Source organism: uncultured Ruminococcus sp. (assembly GCF_946415235.1).
Classification (GTDB): Bacteria; Bacillota; Clostridia; order Oscillospirales; family Ruminococcaceae; genus Ruminococcus.
The window spans coordinates 12,979-32,205 of the sequence record NZ_CAMKRR010000027.1; the positions used below are offsets into that span (position 1 = coordinate 12,979).

Annotated in this window: 18 protein-coding genes; all 18 read left to right on the forward strand. The window is 45.6% G+C overall.

The annotated features are described in order from the left end of the window. The 18 genes from leuD to Q0R37_RS07435 all read left to right on the forward strand — a co-directional run bounded on the left by leuD (position 1) and on the right by Q0R37_RS07435 (position 18,889). A complete protein-coding gene (leuD, locus tag Q0R37_RS07345) occupies positions 1-495 on the forward strand; it encodes a 3-isopropylmalate dehydratase small subunit (RefSeq protein WP_294752918.1) in 495 nt (164 codons plus the stop codon). Between the two features lie 19 nt (positions 496-514). Further along, positions 515-1,153, forward strand: a complete 639-nt coding sequence (locus Q0R37_RS07350) for a hypothetical protein (protein WP_294752919.1) — start codon at positions 515-517, stop codon at positions 1,151-1,153. A 23-nt stretch (positions 1,154-1,176) separates the two neighbouring features. Continuing rightward, a complete protein-coding gene (locus Q0R37_RS07355) occupies positions 1,177-2,946 on the forward strand; it encodes an FAD-binding protein (protein WP_294752921.1) in 1,770 nt (589 codons plus the stop codon). A gap of 5 nt (positions 2,947-2,951) precedes the next feature. Then, positions 2,952-3,446 carry a pyridoxamine 5'-phosphate oxidase family protein gene (locus Q0R37_RS07360; RefSeq protein WP_294752923.1) on the forward strand — a complete coding sequence of 165 codons (495 nt, stop codon included), beginning with the start codon at positions 2,952-2,954 and terminating at the stop codon, positions 3,444-3,446. Between the two features lie 98 nt (positions 3,447-3,544). Next, on the forward strand, positions 3,545-4,432 hold the full coding sequence (locus Q0R37_RS07365; RefSeq protein WP_294752925.1) for a transporter substrate-binding domain-containing protein: 888 nt from the start codon (positions 3,545-3,547) through the stop codon (positions 4,430-4,432). A gap of 71 nt (positions 4,433-4,503) precedes the next feature. Beyond that, positions 4,504-7,680, forward strand: coding sequence for a molybdopterin-dependent oxidoreductase (locus tag Q0R37_RS07370; RefSeq protein ID WP_294752927.1), 3,177 nt, complete (start codon positions 4,504-4,506; stop codon positions 7,678-7,680). Further along, the gene (locus tag Q0R37_RS15640) at positions 7,670-9,178 is read left to right on the forward strand and encodes a transporter substrate-binding domain-containing protein (RefSeq protein WP_366517405.1); all 1,509 of its coding nucleotides are present in this window, start codon (positions 7,670-7,672) and stop codon (positions 9,176-9,178) included. The genes Q0R37_RS07370 and Q0R37_RS15640 overlap by 11 nt, the downstream gene beginning before the upstream one ends. 30 nt (positions 9,179-9,208) lie before the next feature. Continuing rightward, positions 9,209-9,910 (forward strand): amino acid ABC transporter permease, encoded by a 702-nt coding sequence (locus tag Q0R37_RS07385; protein ID WP_294752929.1) that lies wholly within the window; start codon positions 9,209-9,211, stop codon positions 9,908-9,910. Between the two features lie 27 nt (positions 9,911-9,937). Beyond that, the gene (locus tag Q0R37_RS07390; RefSeq protein ID WP_294752932.1) at positions 9,938-10,615 is read left to right on the forward strand and encodes an amino acid ABC transporter permease; all 678 of its coding nucleotides are present in this window, start codon (positions 9,938-9,940) and stop codon (positions 10,613-10,615) included. A 144-nt stretch (positions 10,616-10,759) separates the two neighbouring features. Beyond that, positions 10,760-11,962, forward strand: a complete 1,203-nt coding sequence (locus Q0R37_RS07395) for a molybdopterin molybdotransferase MoeA (RefSeq protein WP_294752933.1) — start codon at positions 10,760-10,762, stop codon at positions 11,960-11,962. Next, positions 11,953-13,002, forward strand: a complete 1,050-nt coding sequence (gene mobB / locus Q0R37_RS07400) for a molybdopterin-guanine dinucleotide biosynthesis protein B (protein WP_294752935.1) — start codon at positions 11,953-11,955, stop codon at positions 13,000-13,002. The genes Q0R37_RS07395 and mobB overlap by 10 nt, the downstream gene beginning before the upstream one ends. Then, positions 13,002-14,024: a molybdopterin-binding protein gene (locus Q0R37_RS07405; RefSeq protein ID WP_294752937.1), complete on the forward strand. Its 1,023-nt coding sequence runs from the start codon at positions 13,002-13,004 to the stop codon at positions 14,022-14,024. The genes mobB and Q0R37_RS07405 overlap by 1 nt, the downstream gene beginning before the upstream one ends. 1 nt (position 14,025) lies before the next feature. Then, positions 14,026-14,517 (forward strand): cyclic pyranopterin monophosphate synthase MoaC, encoded by a 492-nt coding sequence (gene moaC / locus Q0R37_RS07410; RefSeq protein ID WP_294752939.1) that lies wholly within the window; start codon positions 14,026-14,028, stop codon positions 14,515-14,517. Then, a complete protein-coding gene (gene modA / locus Q0R37_RS07415) occupies positions 14,514-15,299 on the forward strand; it encodes a molybdate ABC transporter substrate-binding protein (protein ID WP_294752941.1) in 786 nt (261 codons plus the stop codon). The genes moaC and modA overlap by 4 nt, the downstream gene beginning before the upstream one ends. After that, positions 15,299-15,961, forward strand: a complete 663-nt coding sequence (gene modB / locus Q0R37_RS07420; RefSeq protein WP_294752943.1) for a molybdate ABC transporter permease subunit — start codon at positions 15,299-15,301, stop codon at positions 15,959-15,961. Before modA ends, modB begins: the two co-directional genes overlap by 1 nt. Then, positions 15,958-16,992 (forward strand): ATP-binding cassette domain-containing protein, encoded by a 1,035-nt coding sequence (locus tag Q0R37_RS07425; protein ID WP_294752944.1) that lies wholly within the window; start codon positions 15,958-15,960, stop codon positions 16,990-16,992. The genes modB and Q0R37_RS07425 overlap by 4 nt, the downstream gene beginning before the upstream one ends. A gap of 3 nt (positions 16,993-16,995) precedes the next feature. After that, positions 16,996-17,970 carry a GTP 3',8-cyclase MoaA gene (gene moaA, locus Q0R37_RS07430; protein ID WP_294752946.1) on the forward strand — a complete coding sequence of 325 codons (975 nt, stop codon included), beginning with the start codon at positions 16,996-16,998 and terminating at the stop codon, positions 17,968-17,970. A 1-nt stretch (position 17,971) separates the two neighbouring features. Beyond that, the gene (locus tag Q0R37_RS07435) at positions 17,972-18,889 is read left to right on the forward strand and encodes an MOSC domain-containing protein (RefSeq protein ID WP_294752948.1); all 918 of its coding nucleotides are present in this window, start codon (positions 17,972-17,974) and stop codon (positions 18,887-18,889) included. Positions 18,890-19,227: the final 338 nt, after the last annotated feature.

The window sequence follows — 19,227 nt, forward strand, 5'->3', positions numbered from 1 at the left end:
ATGATCGTCAGCGGTGCAATACACATATTCGGAGACAATGTGGATACGGATGTGATTATCCCTGCAAGGCATTGCATAACCGATGATGTCGGGTATCTTGCCCTGCACTGTATGGAGGATATTGCCGAAGGCTTTTATGAAAGCTGTAACAGCGGCGATATCATTGTGGCAGGAAAGAATTTCGGCTGCGGCTCATCCCGCGAGGCAGCAGTGCTGGCTCTGACAGGTTGCGGCATAAAATGCGTTATTGCCGATTCGTTTGCACGGCTGTTTTACAGAAATGCCGTGAACAACGGTCTGCTTGTTATTGAAGCCGGGGGTCTGCGGGATCATGTAAAAGACTCGGAGAGGCTGACAGTTGATACTGCCGCCCTTACCATAACAGTAGAAAACGGATTCATGACAGCCTACAGAAATAATGAAAGCTCGGTGGTCGAAGAAATAATTTCCGCAGGCGGACTGATGAAGTATTATCTCGGACAATATGAGAAATAAGATACGGGGAGATGATAAAATGAACGGATCTGTTACAAAAGAGATCTGTATGGACTGTATGCAGAGAAAAGAAAGGTTCGCTTCCAGATTCAGGGGACAGGATGTAAATATCGTTACGATGGGGCCTTATGGCACGACCAGCAGTATTGCTGCGGATTACCTGAAAAGATACATGGCAGAGACTGTTGAATCGAGAGAGGTCAATATCTACCTGTATGATAACTTTGACAAGGCAGTGGAGAATCTGAAAAACAGGCATTATGATCTTATTGTACTGCCGAATGCCTATGAAAAAATGACAAATTTTTACTGGGATAATTCACTGGATCTTATGCTGACCTTTATAATCGAGACCCCGACTTACGGACTTGCCGGAATACCTGATGAGCTCCCTGATAAGGAAAAGCCTCTGCTCATCTCCACCTGTAAGCCTGTCAAGCATCTGCTTGACGGACTTCTGAAAAAGACAATATACGCAGACAGTTCATACGAGACAGTTGATGCATATTCAACAAGGCACGCGCTCTCTATGCTTGAAAAGCATGAGGTGGATCTTGCCCTCACAAATGATACAAGTCTTAAAGGCAGCAAAGCAGGGTTTATCTCAGGGGTGTTAAAGACCGAAGTGCTTTGGTCGGTATTTATGTATACAGGCTAAATAATCCTTAGGAGGAGTAGTTTTTGAACATAGCAGTACTTATCAAATCAGTGCCCAGAAGCAGTGATCTCAACCTCAATCCCGATTTTACCATACCTCGTTCGGGACAGAGGATGGAAGTCAATAAAAGCGATCTTTACGCCATAGAAGAAGCTTTAAGGATCAGGAAAAAAACAGGCGGTATTATCAGAGTAATATCAATGGGCAGCAAAAGCAGCATAAATGGACTCAGATATGCTCTTTCAATGGGAGCAGATGAAGCATTCCTCATATCAGATGACGCCTTCAGGGGATCTGATTCCTATGCGACTTCCCTTGTTCTCAGTACGGCGATCAGGAAAACAGGAGCCGATCTTGTGATCTGCGGTAAGCGTTCCTCCGACGGTTCCACAGCGCAGGTCCCTTCCGAGACCGCTGCGATGCTGGGATATGATCTGTCGGTAAACACCGTGAGATGTGATGTTGCGGAAAACGGGATCATATGCACAGAAAAAAGCGAATACAGCGAAATAATTAGGAAACTGGGATTTCCTGCACTTATAGCAGTCGAGAACGGTATCAATACGCCGCGGCTTCCTGATATAAACTGCATAATAAAAAGCCGTGAAAAGGAAATAAATATCCTTGGTGCGGCAGAACTTGGGATCTCACCCGGGGAATGCGGCATAAATGGTTCGCTCACAAGGGTGGTGAGCACCGAAAGGATATCTGCTGTGATCACGAGAGAAGGAAAGTGTATCGGGAGCACAGATGAGATCCGCGCTTCCCTTATAAGCGAAACATCCTCGGCGGTCAATGATAATGAAGATATCACGGTTTCAGACAAAAAGCTCTATGATCTTTCTGCTTTAAGCGGGAACAGAGTTATGGTCATATGTGAATGCAGAAACGGCAGGATCTGTGAAGAAAGCCTGTATGTTATCCGTAAAGCGCTTCCCATAGCAGATAAGCTTAAAACAGGGATCACAGCGGTCATCCCGCGCTGTGATGACCATACAGTAAAAGAGATCCTTGCTCCCCTTGGCGTAGGAAAGGTCTATCGTATAGATGCTGAGGACCTTCTGACGTCTGATATAAATTCAGTTGCCGAACTTATACTGAAAGCCGCTGAGACGGAAGACATAAGAACAATACTTTTGCCTTCAACTGTTCTCGGAATGAGACTTGCGCCATATATCGCGGCAAAAAGCCATTCGGGACTTACGGCTGATTGCATAGAGCTATGGGTGGATGAGGATAAGCTTTACCAGAAAAGGCCTGCTTTCAGCGGAAAGGTAAATGCGGTCATCATTTCCCAGAACTCAGCGTATGAAATGGCAACGGTCAAGCCTTTTGCCTGTGAGACAGAGCCCTATGAAGTCAGACACGCTGAAATTGATATAAAGGATCAGGGCAGCTGTGAGACCGTATGCGAAAGCTCTCCTTCCGAAATGGTAGCTCTGGATCAGCAGATAATAGTCGGTATCGGTGCAGGAGTCACCGATAAAGATGAGCTTGAACTGATAAAAGAATGGTGCTGTAAGAATAAATACGGACTTGCCGCTACAAGAAGAGCTGTTGATACGGGAATGATGCCTGTTGATCATCAGGTTGGACTTACAGGAAGGATGATATCTCCCAAGCTTTATATAGCTATCGGTATCTCAGGAGCTTTGGAGCATATTGTCGGTGTGACGAACGCGGGAAGAGTAATAAGCGTGAATCCCTCCCGGTCTGAGAGCTTATCAAGAATAAGCGATGTGATATACAATATAAATTCAAAGGAATTTATAGATATAATAAGAAAGGTATGATTAAAATGATGAAGGATCTAAACGAAGTAAAAAAGTTTATTGTTGAGAGCAAGTATCTTTGCCTTGGCGTATGTGATACGGAGGGCAATGCATGGACATGTCCGCTGACATATGTTGCTGACGGCAAACTCAATATCTATTTCCATTCAGCACTTGACAGTACACATATCGAAGCGATACGCGAAAACCCCTATGTAAGCTTTTCTATTTATGATTCCACAAGTCCTCTCGGAGAGGTGGACGGTATCCAGGGCAAGGCTATCGTCGGACAGCTTGACGCAGAGGATGTTGGGTTTGTACATGATATGTTCTTCAAGAAGCATATCCCCGATGATGCAATAAGAAAGATGTATGCTCCACCTGCTGCGGCATTCCTTTCAGATGCTTTCCCCCAGAAACGTTTCTTCAAAATGCAGATACTTGAAGCATACAAGAAGGATCTTGAACTTCCGATGGTATTCCGTCGGCAGAAAATCGAACTTGATGATCTTATTAACTGAAATAATATATATCAGATCAATATTGATATTTATTTTGCATGGTCACAGAACCTGACAAAATAATATATATAATGACAAGCCACAAAAGGAGAATGAGTATGAAAGTAATTACAGGAAAGAAAATCGTATCGTTGATGCTCGGCAGTGCAATTGCAGTCGGTGCGTTAACAGGATGCGGCGCAAATACAGAGGAGAGCGTACTCGACAAGGTCACCAAAGCAGGTGTCATCCATGTAGGAACAGCAAACAATAACCCCCCTATGAACTACCTTGATGACGACGGAAACTGGACAGGCTTTGACGTTGATCTCTCTCAGGCTATTGCTGATGAACTCGGAGTAAAGCTGGAAAGAGTTGTAGTCAATAACAAGACCAGAATATCCTATCTTGCAAACGGCACAGTCGATATGGTAGTATCCAACCTCAGCCATACAAGAAGCAGAGACGATGAGATTGACTTCGTTGAGCCTGCTTACTTATGGACAGGAAAGATTGCTTATGCCAAGAAGGGACAGTTTGACGAGCTCACAGATCTCGCAGGAAAGAGGATCGCTGTTGATCAGGGTTCCAATGCGTATATAGCTATCCAGCAGGCTATCGAAGAAGCAAACGGCGAAGCACCTGATATCCAGAGCTTCCAGTCAAATGCAGAGTGCTTCCTTGCACTGAAGCAGGGCAAGGTTGATGCCTTCACTCAGGACAGCGTTATCATCGCAGGCGTTGCAGGCAAGGAGGGCGTTGATTACGAAGCTATCAGCGGTATCTACAGCCCCGGCTTATACAGCATCGGTGTTCCCAGCAACGACAGCAAGTGGAGAGACAAGCTCAGCTATGTTCTTCAGGATTTGATGCGCAACGGCAAATATGATGAGATATACGAAAAGTGGTTCGGTGAAGACGGTATGTACCCCGTTGATCCTTCTGCCAAGCCTGTTCTGAATGAGAAGGCATTTGGCGAGGACGAGCTCTATGTATGGCCCGATTGATCATTTCCTGTATCCGGAATGTAATAGTTTATTATAATCTGTCTTATCAATATTAAGGCGTAAATGTAAGAATGAAGTTTTGTGTTATTAAATACGGAATGGCAGTGGATCTTGACAGATGCACAGGCTGCTATTCCTGTCAGGTAGGATGTCTTAAAGAAAACAGTCTGACAGCACATACAGAGGGAATACAGCTTTTTACTCAGGAGACAGGTACGTTTCCGTATTTAAAGCGCATCTTCATTCCCCACATTTGCAGCAGCTGTGAAAGACCTGAATGTATAAGGGTATGTACTCAGGATGCCCTTACGATGACTGATGAGGGGATCGTAAGACATGATCCCGAAAAATGCATAGGATGCAATTTATGTGTATCTGCTTGTCCGACCGGCTCCATCAGAACGGGTAACGGCGGAGAAAAACTGAACAAATGCGATTGGTGCTATGAGAGGCTTCTTGAAGGAAAGAAGCCTGTCTGTGTTGAGAACTGCATGGGAAAGGCCATGTATTTCGGCGCATTGAATGATAAAAACAGTGAGCTCTCAAAGATACTCATTGAAAACAAGGATAATCTTTACGTAAGGAGAGAAGCTGCTTCGTCTCTCCCAAAAGTGTTTTATATACAGCGCGGCGGAAACAGCTTCGATGTATTGAAAAACGCCGATCTTTCAGAATATGATCTCTTTGATTCGCATACGGAAGCAGCATTTGGATTAGAAAACAATAAAAATGAATATATAAACTCGGTGGATATGATGTGTCCTGCTGAGTGCAGTATAAAACTCCTGGTAAAAGACGGAAAAGCTCTGAAAATATGCGGGAATCCCCGATCGCTTAATAATCACGGCTCATTGTGCTCGAAAGGAGCAGCTGCTTTAGAGCTTGTTTATTCGGCAGACAGGATACGCACACCGCTGATAAGAGACGGTGAACGCGGCAGCGGAAAATGGAAAGAAATATCTTGGAATCTTGCTGTAAAGAAGATCGCTGCAAGTCTTACGGATATCAAAAAAAGATATGGTGCGGAAGCAGTCGTGCTTGATTGCGGTGATCTGACTGATCACGAGCCGTATATGATACTGTTCCATGCATTCGGAACGCCCAATACATATACTCACAGTGCCATCTGTGACACTAATCGCAGATGGGGACCGAAAAACTTCATGGACGATGAAAGGCCTCTCCCCGATATACAGCGCCCTTTGCTTATACGGGACAAAGAGGGAGGGCTAAGGCTCAGACACCGGCATGATATAAAGCTCCTTATAAATGTGGGAGCAAATCCTCTGGTAGCCACCAGATTCAGCTATATGTCCCGCGGTATACCAGAAGCAAAGATCACCAATGATATGTATTATATCGTGATAGATCCGAATTTCACAAATTCGGCTGCAAAGGCTGATCTCTGGCTGCCTGTCATCCCGGGTACAGATGCAGAGATGCTTGCCTGTATGCTTTATTATATTATTGTCAATGACGATCCCGACAATAGTGACCGCGCATATATAGATCACGATTTTCTGGGAAAATATACAGAGGGCTGGGAACGATTCAGAGAAGATTTCCTGGTGCAGAGCAGACTCACGGATGAGTCCAACGGAAAAAAGTATTTCTCATCCGGGTGGGGAGAACACAAAACAGGGATAAGCGCCGCCGAAATAGAACGCCTTTCACATCTGATGGGTATAACGAAGCCTGCTGCCATAGAGATAGGTATGCACGGAGCTGCTCATCATACAGACGGCGACATTACTTCGGTGCTGGCGACTGTTTTATGTGCTGTGACAGGTAATATAGATGTTCCCGGCGGCCTTGTGTTTGCAGGAACTGTTAAGCCTAAGCTTGACTTTCCAAGCGCGAAGCTCGGAAATGACAGCGTGATATCGCGCGTGGTAGGTGGAGAACTCAGAAGCGGCCGTATATCTGAACTTCACAAGGATATTTACGGTGATTACCCCGACGCATGGAAGGGCGCGTTAAGTATCACTCCATATCATATCAAAAATGGTGCGGAGATAAAAAGAGGTCCATTCAAGGGCCTGACATATCCCATAAAGGCATTTATAAACCGGACAGGCAACCCTGTGTATACAGGAGGGAACACAGGTGAATGGATCTCAGCCTTTACGGCTGAGGACAAGCTTGATCTCATCGTTCATATCGATACACATCTGAACGAAACGGGAAAATATGCCGATATCATCCTTCCCGAATGCAGCTTTCTCGAAAAAATGGGATTGAGCGATCAGTACACAATAAATCCCGAGATATCTCTGAGGGATCGTGTGATAAAGCCGATGTACGCATCGGAGACGCCCTTCGGCATAATGAAAAAGCTTGCAAAAGCGCTTGCCGAAGCAGGCGACAGGGAAATAGATCCCAAGTATTTCGGGAGGTTCACTTCTGAGGAGGCACTTCTGGACGAGGAGCTGAAGATCTGTCCGTCAATGCTGAATATCGGCTCTCCGCTGCCCTATCCGCAGTATCCAGAGGGAGCACGGATAGAAGGTACACCTGATGACCCGAATGTGTACCTGAACGACAAGCTTATACATAAGGGGAAGACTGTGACTGTCAGATGGCTGAGAGAGAACGGCGGGATTGCCGCCTGGCCTGTGGGATATTACAGATATCGCAGAGGAGATGACGGCAGCATAAGCAAATGCTATCCGGGAACAGTGAGCGGCAGATTCAGTTTTGATTTCGGCTATGGAAAAAGCAGTAATAAGGCATTTGTGTGGAAGGAGAACAATAACTGCTTCCGCGCAGACACCAGAAAAAAATACCCGTTTTTCCTGATTACGGGCAGGACTCATCAGACAGGAACAATGACGCAGTATTGCAGGACGTTATCAGGTCTTGAAACAGATACAGATCGGATCCTGACAAAAGACGAAACACCCGGAACGGGATATGCGGTCCCGGTGCTTCTGATGAACACATACGACGGGAAAAGGCACGGTATCTCCTCCGGAAACATAATTACTCTTGAAAGCCCTGATAAAAAAACCGTATGCGGTAAGGCTTTTTTATCCGAAAGCATAAGAAAAGGCGTTATAAAGACTTCTTTCGGACAGGGCGGACGTACCGCATCGTCGGAGCAGTATGTGAAAATGGCAAAAAGCACCGTAAATGTAAATGAACTCTATGATCCCTCAAAGGTCAACAAAACAACGGGAATGCCGGCTTTCGGAGATATAGTAGTCAGAATAATAAAAAAAGAGGAAGATAAAGAAAATGGTAGCTGATGATAAAAGAGTGATAATAAGGATCAAAAATGTCAGTAAGTCATACGGCGAGATGCAGGTATTGAAGAATATCAATCTTGACATAACGAACGGAGAAGTCCTTGTTATACTCGGGCCGAGCGGCTCTGGAAAAAGCACCCTGCTCAGGACAATAAACGGACTTGAGGAGATCGACGGAGGAGAAGTTTTCATAAATGATGAGCTTTACAATTCAAACAAGATAGCAGAGCTCTCAGGAAAAAAGCGCGCGGAAGTCGGTATGGTATTCCAGCAGTTCAACCTTTATCCTCATCTTACGGTAATGGAAAACGTTACCCTTGCTCTAAGGAAGGTAAAGAAAAAAAGCAAGAAGGATGCAGTTGAAATAGCTGCTCCTATCCTGAAAAAAGTCGGTCTTGAAAGCAAGGTGAACAGCTATCCCAGAGAGCTGTCGGGAGGCGAGCAGCAGCGTGTTGCTATTGCAAGAAGTCTTGCTATGCAGCCTAAGGTGATGCTGTTTGATGAACCTACATCTTCATTGGATATCGAGCTTATAAATGAAGTCCTTGGTACACTTATACAGCTTTCCAAGGACGGAATGACAATGATAGTCGTTACTCATGAGCTGAGTTTTGCACGCCGTGTTGCGAGCAGGGTAGCATTCCTTGACAAGGGAGAGCTTATTGAAGTCGGCAAGCCTCACGATGTGATAATTCACCCTCAGATGGAACGCACCAAAATGTTCATGAATAAGATATACAACGAAAAATCGTCTCTTCATTCAATAAAAAAGAGAGGAAGCATCAATATCGGCATAGGATATTATGCTCCGCCGATGTGTTATACCGAGAACGGTGAGGACATCATAGGATTTGATGCTGATCTTTCCAGATTGATAGCAGAGCGTCTTGATGTATCTTTGAATTTCGTAAGGCTCAGGAATGAGGACAGGATAAATTACCTTCTTACAGGCAGGATAGACGCTTGTATATCGAAACTCAATCACACCAAATCCAGGGATCACATCATAGATTACAGCGTATCCTATCTGAAAAACTGCAAGAAGGTCCTTATGTACAAGGACAGCATATGCTCCCTGGACGAGCTTGCGGCTAAAAAAATAGCCTATGTTGTGGGAACAAGCACAGCAGAGGAGATAGAGACCTGCCTTTATAACCACGGATATAACAGGCCGAGCTTCGTTGCTTTTGAGGATAACGACAAGGCATACGAAGCGATGATAAGCGGAGCTGTCGCCGGTTATGCAGGTGATGAGATAATAATGAATTATTATAGAAACAATCATAAAACAGATGCCGAGCTTATGTATCATCCCGATATATGCTGCCATTCATATTTTGCCGTAGGCGTTGCCGAAAACGACTCCGAATGGCTGAACGAGCTGAACAATATACTGATCGATATATATAATTCGGGAGATTATGAAAAGCTTTTCAGGAAATGGTTCAGTACAAAGGACAAAAAGTTCCTTGTACCGCTTGAAAAGTGGTTCGGTTGACAGATACTATATAAGGAGATATATACAAAAGTGAATTATGATTTTGATTGGTCACTTGTTTTGAGCGGTCAGTATCTGCACTGGATAATAGAAGGACTGAAATACTCTGTCTGTCTTATGGTGCTATCGTCGGTATTAGCTGTTGTGATAGGTGTTCTTGTAACCTTTGGAACATTATCTCAAAATCGTGTGGTACGCTTTATTTTTGAATCATACATAGAGTTGTGCCGCAATATCCCCACATTGCTGTGGCTGCTTTTTTTCTACTATGTGTTCCCCGAGCTCTTTCCAGAGAGTATCACCAGAGAACTGAATGCCAGCACTTCGCTCAATTTCTGGTCTGCCATCGCAGGCCTTTCCCTGAGCAGCAGCGGATATATCAGTGAGATAGTGCGCGGAGGCATAATGGCTGTTCCCAAGGAGCAGATAGCCGTTTCCTATTCTCTCGGTCATTCCAGATTACAGATATGGAGATATGTTATATGGCCGCAGGCAATAAGGAACTGCTTCCCGCCGCTGGTTTCAAGAATCATCCACAATGTTAAGAACACATCTCTGGCAATGGCATTATCCGTACATGAGATAATATGGGCTACTCAGCAGATAGAATCCATAACCTTCAGAGGACTGGAAGTTACTATTATTTCGACGTTTTTCTTTCTGTTTATAAATTATATAATGGCATTTTCGGCCCGTCTTGTTGAAAAGCGTCTCATGCGCAGTGTAAATTAATATCGATCATAGAAAACAGGTGAAAAAATGTCAGACTATATGAATGATTTCAGGTTTTTCCTTATCGGCCCTTATCCCAACGGAGAACTGGGCGGATTGGCTATAAGTCTTATACTTGCCCTGATAACGATGGTATCGGGCTTCGTTCTGGGAATGATACTTGCACTGGGCAGGATCTCGAAGAAAACTGTCATCAGCAAGCTTTGCGGCTTCCTGATTGAGACGGTTCGCGCTCTGCCGCTGGTGCTTGTATTATTCTGGTTCTATTTTATGGTACCGCTATTTGCAGGAAAGCCTATGCCGATATTCTTTAGCGCTTATCTTTCTGTTACCCTGTATTCAGCAGTCAATCAGGCTGAAATATTCCGAAGCGGATTCATGAATATTAACAGAGGACAGTGGCAGGTGGCAGAATGTACGGGACTTTCGTATTTCCAATGCGTAATATATATTATAATGCCTCAGGCCCTCAGAAATATGCTCCCGTCCATTGTTGGCTTTTTTATATCGCTCTTCAAGGACACCTCTGTAATATCCATCATAGGAGTAATAGATCTTACGCATATGGGACGAATGATAAGCCAGAGAGATCCCAGCAAGCTCGTATTTTCATATATGGTGATGGGCGTTCTCTATTTTGTGTTCTGCTTTGCACTTTCGAGGCTGTCAAAGCGTATTGAGAAAAAAATGCGTCCCGCATCATGATATACCGATCATAAGGCTCCGATAATCATGGAACCTTATAGTATATACTAACATATTTATGTTTAAAAAAATGAGATCAATGATATAATATACTCATTGTGTCCGAAAACGATCAGCATATTAACCATCACGGAGGTGTTGTGATTGAAGCAGGTATTGCAGCTTATGATCTCCTCGGTCAAGCCGATAGAAGAAACGCTGGAAAGGCCCCTTTTGCAGGCGGTCGGCTGTATCAGCGCCGCAGATGTCATATCGCCTGTGAACGTTCCGCCCTGTGCGCGTTCTGCAATGGACGGATATGCTGTTTTTTCCGATGATGTCAGGGATGCCTCCGCGGATTCTCCTGCGGAGCTTGACGTGGTATGTGAGATCGACGCAGGCTGCTTTTCAGGCAGCTGCCTGAAAAGAGGAGAATGTGCCCGTGTAATGACAGGAGCATATATCCCCGATAGAGCCGACTGCGTGGTAAAGCAGGAGGACACCGATATGGGCAGCGGCAGGGTAAGGATATTTGCATCCGCTGATAAAAACATGAATTATTGCAGGATCGGGGAGGATATTGCCGAGGGACAGGTAATTATATCCGAAGGCAGTCTTATCACTACTTTTTCTGTAGGTGCGGCCGCATCTGCCGGCATATCAGGGCTGACGGTAAGACGTCCGCTGAAAGCGGCACTGATATCAACGGGCTCCGAACTTGAATCCCCCGGAAACGCCCTTGAGAGAGGAAAGATATATAACAGCGTACAGTATATCCTTGCGTCACAGATCACCATGCTGGGGCTTGAATGTATATCCATGAAGATCATTCCCGACGAACCCCATGCTATGAAAAAGGCCTTTACCGAAGCAGTCGGGAGTGCGGATGTACTCATAACGACGGGCGGCCTGTCCGTAGGAAGAAAAGATATCGTGGAAGATGTGCTGCGTTCCGCGGGTGCGGAGATAGTATTCGACAGTGATGATAACCCCCTCGGAAACTGTGTAATGTTCTCTCTTTTTAACAATAAGCCTGTCCTGTCCCTTTCGGGAGTCCCCTTTGCAGCTGTATCAAATTTTGAATACTATTTCAGGCCGCTGGCTGCAAGGCTCATGGGCTCGCAGGTGTTCATGCCTTGTTCAGGTAAAGCAGTGGCGGAAAATGAGTATACCAGGCAGAGACCTTTTGCCAGAAGACTGAGAGGATACTGCTCTGACGGGAGAGTAAGGATACTTCCCGCAAGCAAGAATTCTGTCATCTCGGACCTTATGTCATGCAACTGCTTTGTTGAACTGGAAGCAGGAAAAACAATAAGTGCGGGCGATACCGTAGAAGTAACTTTTTTTGGTAAAAAACAATGGGATTGAAAATAGGGATATGCGCAGGCGGAAAGAGCCGACGCATGGGCAGCGACAAGGCACTTCTGAAGTGGGGCGGCACTACACTTGCAGAGCTGCTCTTCAACAGATTTTCCGATGATTACCCTGTGATATTCTCACTGGGAGCTTCATACAGTACAAACGCATATATATCAGAGCATATACCGCAGGCGATGCGGGTATACGATGAGTATAAGGATTATGGCCCTGTGGAGGGGATAAGGCGTATTCTTGAAACAGCGGATACCGGTCATGTATTTATTTGCGGTGTGGATATGCCGTTTATAAGCGTGGAGTTGGTAAAATATATGGAGCAATTTATTTCTGGCGAACATAACTGTATATGTCTGACGACAGGAGGCAGACCGCAGCCCCTTTGTGCTATATATTCCACGGGAGCCCTGAGTGTCATAAATGAGCTTATACATCAGGGCGAACACAGGCTGACCGCCCTTGTCGAGAGTCTGAATACAAGGTGTATCGGGCTTGAATACACGATATTTAATGACGGGATATGTGCGAATATAAATGATCCCGTGCAGTATGCCGCAGCAAAGCCTCCCGTGGTGTTCGGAGTTTGCGGATACAGCAACAGCGGCAAAACGACACTTATATGTGAGCTTGTAAAGCGCTTTGCACAGGACGGACTGAAAACAGCAGTAATAAAGCATACTTCCCACGGACATTCCTTTGAAAAGAAGGGCTCTGATACCGAACGCTTTTCGGAAGCGGGGGCATTATACAGATGCATCTTTTCTGATAACGGGTATTCCTTCAGCGCATCCGAGCCGAAGTCGCCTGGAGCTATAGCGGGGATGTGCGAGAGTGCAGATATAATTATAATCGAAGGTATGAAAAACGATGCTTCGTTCCCCAGGATAATCACTGCCGTGCCCATAACGGGAGAGCGTCCCGAAAATACGGAAAACGTTATATGCACAGTTGACGATTACCGCCGTGAGGCAGCTGATATTTCTTCTCTTTACCGGACGGTATTGGAATACTTTGACTTGGAAAAGGTGATATAATGAAGCTTATAAAAACAACTGAAGCCGAAGGACACATACTGTGTCATGACATCACGGGTATCATCGCCGGCAGGAAGAAGGACGCCGTATTCCGCAAGGGCCATATCGTTACAAAGGAGGATATCCCCGTACTTCTGTCGCTGGGCAAGGAAAACCTTTATATCTGGGAATACAAAGAGGGTGTGCTCCATGAGGATGAAGCTGCCGAGATACTTTGCAGAGCCTGCCTTAATGATAATATGTCCCGTTCCGAGCCTAAAGAAGGAAAAATAGAGATATTCTCTGACATAGACGGAGTATTTACAGCTGACAGCAGGAGGCTGCTGGAAATAAACTCTCTGGGCGAGATGATGATAGCGTCACGCCACGGTAATACCCCCGTAAAAAAAGGCGACAAGCTTGCAGGAACAAGAATCATACCGCTGGTTATCAAGCAAGAAAAGATGAAGTATGTGGAGAATATACGGACACCTGTCTTTGCGGTCAGACCTTATGTAAAAAAGAGGTTCGGTCTGGTCGTAACAGGCAGTGAGGTTTCAAAGGGGAGGATAGAGGACGGATTTACCCCCGTGATCGAAAAAAAGCTGAGAGAGTTCGGCGCTGAAATATGCTTCAGAGCCGTAAGCGGTGATGACAGCAAGGTCATTTGTCAGGCTATACTGGATATGGCAGATAAGGGAGCGGAAGCTGTACTATGTACAGGTGGAATGAGCGTAGATCCCGACGATAGGACGTCGCTGGCTATCAGAACAACGGGCGCCAAGATAATTGCTTACGGAGCTCCTGTGCTCCCGGGAGCCATGCTTATGATGGCATACCTTGAAAGGAACGGCAGATCAGTTCCTGTTGCGGGGATACCCGGATGCGCCATGTTCTCGGGACGGACGGTGCTTGATATCATACTTCCGCTTATAATTGCGGACATAAAAATAAAAAAAGAGGATATTACCGCTATGGGAGAGGGCGGGCTCTGTCTGGGCTGCGATATATGCACCTATCCCAACTGCGGCTTCGGTAAATGATATGAGCGGTTTTTCACATCTTGATGACTGTGGCAATGCTGCCATAGTTGATATAACTGACAAGGAGCCCTCGGTCAGGACAGCTGAGGCATATGGCTTTATCAGAGCCTCGGAAGCGGTCCTTGACCAGATCGGACAGATCAGCAACAAAAAGGGCGATATACTTGCCGCAGCAAGGATAGCGGGAATAATGGCTGCAAAGCACACATGGGAGCTTATACCTCTCTGCCACCAGATCATGCTGACCAACGTGGGTATAAGATTTGAAGTCATACAGGAGAAAAGCGGCATCGCCTGCACCTGTACAGTCACCTGCAACGGCAAAACAGGTGTTGAGATGGAGGCTCTCGTTGGTGTCAGCACGGCGCTGCTTACAATATACGATATGTGCAAGTCAGCCGATCATAATATGGTAATGACCGATATACATCTTTTAAGCAAAAAGGGCGGCAGATCGGGTGATTTTTGTTTTAAAGGAGACTTAACAGAATGAAGAAAAGAACAATCGCGTTAGTACTGGCAGCAGCTTCTTTGTCCGGATGCGCTGAAAAAGGTGGAAAAAGCAGCAAAAAAACAGAGCTGACTGTACTTGCGGGAGCTTCACTCACCGAAGCCTGTAACGAGATAGAGGGGTTATATGAATCCAGGAACAGCGATACAGATCTTTTGTTTTCATACGGCGGTTCGGGCGCACTCCAGACGCAGATAGAGGAAGGCTCTCCCGCAGATGTTTTTTTTAGTGCCGCAAAAAAGCAGATGAATGCCCTGATAGATGAGGAGCTCGTAGACAAGGATACTGTAAACGAGCTATTAGAGAACAAGATCGTATTGATAGTACCCGAGAAAAATCCCGCGGGGGTGAAGGGCTTTGACGATGTTATATCAGACAGCGTTTCGGTAATAGCTCTCGGCGAGCCTTCAAGCGTACCTGTGGGGCAGTATTCGGAGGAGATATTCGATCATCTCGGAATACTTGACGCTGTTAGCAGGAAGGCAAGCTATGCCTCTGATGTCAAGCAGGTGTTAGCATGGGTAGAAGCAGGAAATGCGGATTGCGGTGTGGTATACTCCACAGATGCAAACTGCGGAGAGGGAATAGCTGTAATATGTGAAGCTCCCGAAAACAGTCACAGCAGAGTGATATATCCCGTGGGACTTGTAAGCTCTTCAAATCACAAGGAGGAAGCAAAAGCATTTCTGAGTTTCCTTGAGAGCGGAGAATGCAGGGATATATTTGAAAAATACGGCTTTACAGCGCTGAAAGAGCAGGGATAATGGATATATCGCCGCTTATAATATCACTGGAGGCTTCGCTGATAGCCACTGTTATAGTCTTTGTCAGCGGAGTATTCACTGCATGGGCAGTGACAATAGACAAAAAAAGCAAGGTATTCTTTGACACGGTGTTTTCACTGCCTATGGTGCTGCCGCCAACTGTTATAGGTTTTCTGCTTCTCATCCTGTTCGGAAAGAATTCCTTCGTCGGAGAGTTTCTGTCCCGTTTCGGCATCAATATGGTGTTTTCCCTGAATGGGGCTGTTGCGGCTGCCTTCACGGTATCGTTCCCGATCATGTATACGACGGCAAGAGGAGCTTTTGAACAGGTAGACAGCATATATATAGATGCTGCAAAAACTATCGGTATGAGCAGACTCAGCATATTTACAAGGATAAGGCTCCCTATTGCATGGCCCGGTATGATCGCGGGCATCGTGCTTACATTTGCAAGAGCAATGGGTGAATTCGGTGCTACGATAATGATAGCAGGAAACCTCCCCGGACGCACACAGACCATGTCCGTAGCTGTATATACAGCTATGCAGAGCGGCAACAGAGAACTGGCTTCACGCTGGGTGGCCGTGATACTCTGTATCTCATTCCTGTCTATAATATCAGTAAGGCTGTGGAATGAATATCTCGGAAGGAAGAAAAAATGAAGCTTACAGTCGATATACGCAAGAAATTCAAGGACTTTGAGCTGTGTGTGGATTTTGAAGCAGGAAACGGCGTTTTCGGATTGCTCGGGCCGTCAGGCTGCGGAAAAAGCCTGACACTGCGCTGTATTGCAGGTATAGAGAGACCTGACAGCGGTATTATTAGACTTGATGATAAGGTGCTTTTTGATAGCTCGGCAGGTATAGATCTTTCCCCTCAGAAGCGCAGGGTAGGATATCTTTTCCAGAGCTATGCACTGTTTCCGAATATGACTCTCGAACAGAATATATCAGCCTCTCCGTGTGGAAAAAAGAACTGTTCGGAATACATCAGCTTATTTTATCTGAACGGACTTGAAAAGCACTATCCCCATGAGCTCTCGGGAGGACAGAAGCAGCGGGCTGCCCTGGCGAGGATGCTGGCTGCCGAACCTGAAATGGTAATGCTTGACGAGCCGTTCTCCTCTCTTGACCGCGATCTGCGCCTGAGACTTGAGGGGAAGATAGCCGAGATATCAAGGGATTTCGGCGGAACGGTCCTGTTCGTTTCTCACGATATGGACGAGGTGTTCCGCCTCAGTGATAAGGTCGCTGTCATTGAGAACGGCAGGATAGTGGATACTGCTCCCAAAAGAGAGCTCTTTGAAAAGCCGAACACAGTGGCATCAGCCAGACTTACAGGGTGTATGAATATCTCCTCTCTTGTCTGTGACGAACAAGGAGTATTTGCATCGGACTGGGGCATAACACTTCCCTGCGGTCATAAAGCAGGATACGGATATGTGGGATGCAGGGCACAGAATTTCGAGATATGCAGTGAGAAAAACGGAGCCGATGTCTTTGAGTGTGAGATAGTCCGCATTACAGAGAATATGTTTTCATATACGGTCTTTTTCAGGAACAAGGGATACATCTCCGCGGGAGAGGGACATACCCTCGTATTTGAGACGGACAAGGATACATGGCACAAGCTGGATAAAGAAAAACTCTTTCTCCGTCCTGTCCATGAAAAGCTTTTTTATATGGTAAAATAGAATATGAAGGACAGATATTCAAGGAATATTAATTATCTGCGGGTATCTCTGACCGACAAATGCAATCTTCGCTGCCGTTACTGTATGCCCGAAGAAAAAGAACAGTGCCTGAACGGGGACAGGCTTCTTACTGATGACGAGATATACAGGATAATAAGGATCCTTACCTCATCAGGCATAGAAAAGGTGCGTTTTACAGGTGGAGAGCCCCTTATGAGGAAGAATGTTTTTCCGCTTTTCAGAGCAGTGAGACAGCTTGAGGGACTTCGTACCATGTCACTTACTACCAACGGTACACTGATACCCTTATACGAAAAGGAGCTCAGAGAAAGCGGATTTGATCAGATCAATGTCAGCATTGATACACTCAGCAGAAAAGAGTATGCGGATATTACGAGAACGGACGGTTCACTTTTGGACAGCGTCAGAAAAAGTCTTGATATTCTCTCTCTGATGGATATCATGGTAAAGATCAACTGCGTTCCCATAAAAGGACTCAATGAGGATGCCATCCCTTTTCTTGCCGAAATAGCAAGGGAACAGCCCATAGATGTCAGATTCATCGAGTTCATGCCTTTAGGTTGTCACAAAAAACTTACAGGCATCGGTTCCGACGAGATAACATGGAGGCTGGAAAAGCGGTTCGGGAAGGCAGAGAAGATCTCTGGAACCATCGGAGAGCCGGCTGTATATTTTCGGTTCCGCGGATTTAAAGGCAGGATAGGAGTTATTAGTCCCCTGAGCCACAAATTCTGCCGTGACTGCTCTCGTATACGTCTTACTCCTGATGGTATACTGAGGCCATGCCTTTTCCATGATGACGGCGCAGATATACGCACTGCCATAAGAAACGGCGCATCGGACAAGGATATAGCTGATATCCTCAGATCAGTCGTGATGAATAAGCCTTATGAGCATTTTTTCAATGACTCATCGGGAGAAGGCAGCAGAAGAAATATGAATATGATAGGTGGTTGAGTTGGGAAAGATCAAAGCCGTATGTATCAGTGAAAAAAAAGGAACTGTAAAAAAGAACATAGATCGGTGTGAAATCATCATTGATCACGGCCTGCAGGGAGATGCTCACGCAGGCATTAATCACAGACAGGTAAGCCTGCTTTCTTATGAGAGCTTTCAGGAATTTTCAGCGGAGTACGGGAATATTGAATACGGTGCTTTCGGAGAAAATCTCCTTGTAGATGGGATCAACGCCGAAAACATTTCTGTTGGTACAAAGCTCCGCTGTGGCAGCGTTATACTGGAGGTCACACAGATCGGCAAGGAATGTCATTCTGGCTGTGAGATATCAAAGCGTACAGGCAGATGTATCATGCCGAAGGAAGGGATCTTCACCCGTGTTCTAAAAGGAGGCCCGGTACAGGTGGGCGATAATGCAGAGATATTTGAAGAATACCGCCTCGGAGTAATAACTGCAAGCGATAAAGGAAGCAAAGGAGAGCGTATCGACAAAAGCGGTCCTCTGATAAGCGATATTACAAAAGAATGGGGATATAAAACGGTTTGCAGCACGCTGCTGCCTGATGACGAAGACGAATTATATGCCGAGATAGTCCGTATGTGCGACGTCATTGGCTGTGATATCGTTATTACCACGGGAGGAACAGGCTTGTCACAGCGTGACAGGACTCCCGAAGCTACACTTCGTGCTGCGACCAGACAGGCTCCAGGTATAGCAGAAGCTATAAGATCGGGGAGTCTGAAGGTCACCCCTATGGCTATGCTTTCCAGGGGAGTAAGTGTTATAAGGAACAAGACTCTTATCGTAAACCTGCCGGGCAGTCCAAAGGCAGTTAAGGAATCGCTTGAAATTATACTGCCGGCTCTTTCTCATGGTGTTGATATCCTTAAAGGTAATACAGGAGAATGTGCCGGATGAGCCTGTAAAAAGCTCATTGAAAGAGCGCAGGAGAAAAGCGCTTTATTATTATGCGCTATTTGCCACGTCAGTAATTTTTACAGCTTATTGAGCCGTTCCCGATATTATTTTAAGATATTTGAGGAAGCGATACGACTAAACCTTTCTGAACCCGCGCGTTCAGAAAGGTTTTTCATTTTTAAGCTGTTGTTGCCTATATATCGGAAATTACGGCTTTTCTTTTTATCTGAAAAAAATGGTTATGATACGACTAAAAATCTGAATACTGTAAATAAAAATCGATGTGTTCTGCACTTTTTTCATTTTTTATAATATTCTTCTTCGTATTCATCAGGCGA